Annotated in this window: 1 protein-coding gene; it reads left to right on the top strand. The window is 69.6% G+C overall.

All coding sequences use genetic code 11. The features are described from left to right. Nucleotides 1-1,313: tyrosine-type recombinase/integrase (locus D7231_RS34870; RefSeq protein ID WP_147449890.1), on the top strand; the 1,313-nt coding region annotated here is incomplete at both ends.

Here is a 1,313-nt window from a genome sequence, read left to right as displayed (position 1 = left end):
GTTCTGCCACGTCGCGCGCAAGGGCTACCGGACGCTGTCCCACGCCTTCATCCGCGACACCCGGTTCGAGCTGCGGAGGCTGCTGATCGCGGATGACCCGTGGGCCGACCAGTTCCCGCGCGATAGCTGGGATCTGCGGCTGCTGGACCTGGCCACCGAGGACTGCTGCCGCCTGCACTTCGGCGGCATCCCCCAGCCCTGGCTGCGGGACCTGACGAAGCGCTGGACCCGCTGGCGGCTGACCCGCGGCAGCAGCTCGGGCGGCGTGAGCCTCAGCGTCCAGTCCATCACCCGCCTGGCCTGCCACCTCGCCGACGTCGACGGCATCGACGCCGGCCCGGCAGCACTCGACCGGAACCGCATCGAGACCTGGCTGGCCGCTCTGCAGGCCGACGGCAACAGCGAGCACACCCGCTCGCGCACCGTCAACAGCGTCGGCGTCTTCCTGCGCGACGTCCACCGCTACGAGTGGCAACCGGACCTGGCCCGCAGCGCGTTCATCTACGACGACGCCCCCAAGCCGCGCACGCTCAAGCCGCGGTTCATCCCCGAGCACCTCATGCGGCAACTGGAGGCGCCCGAGGCCATCGCGCAGTTCCCGTCCGACGACGGGCGGGTGCTGCTGAAGATCCTCATGGCCTGCGGTCTGCGCACGAAGGACGCCCGCTGGCTGCCCTTCGACTGCATCGTCCGGGACGCCGACGGCGCCCCCTACCTGGCCTGGCTGAACCGAAAGATCCACGACCGCCCGGCGTTCTTCCCGCTGAGCGAAGACCTCGCGGCCGAGATCGCCCGCCAGCAGCAGGCCGTTCTCGAACGCTTCCCGCAAGGCTGCGAGTGGCTCTTCCCCGCCTCGCTGAAGAACGTCGACGGCAGCAAGCCGGTCAGCGACCGCCGCCTGCGTGACCACCTCGCGATCTGGCTGGAGCGGCTCAGCCTCACCGACGAGCACGGCCGACCGGTGAAGGTGACCTTCCACCAGTTCCGGCACACCCTGGCCACTCGGATGATCAACGCCGATGTTCCCCAGCCCGTGATCCAGGCCCTGCTCGATCACATGTCGCCGGCCATGACCGCCGTCTACGCCAAGCTCCACGACAAGACGCTCCGGCGGCACTGGGAGAACGCCCTCAAGGTCAACCACGAGGGGCAGAAGGCCGACATCGCCGCCGACCATCCACTTGCCGGGGCCGCCTGGGCGAAGATGAGCCTGGTCCGCGCGAAGGTCACGCTGCCCAACGGCTACTGCGGAGCCCCGGTGCAGACCGACTGCGAGTACGCCAACCCCTGCCTGGACTGCCGGTTCTTCATCA

The sequence above is a fragment of the Streptomyces klenkii genome (genome assembly GCF_003626645.1).
Taxonomy (GTDB): Bacteria; Actinomycetota; Actinomycetes; order Streptomycetales; family Streptomycetaceae; genus Streptomyces; species Streptomyces klenkii.
Note: the sequence above shows the minus strand (reverse complement) of the source record. Positions and strands in the feature narration are given on the sequence as shown.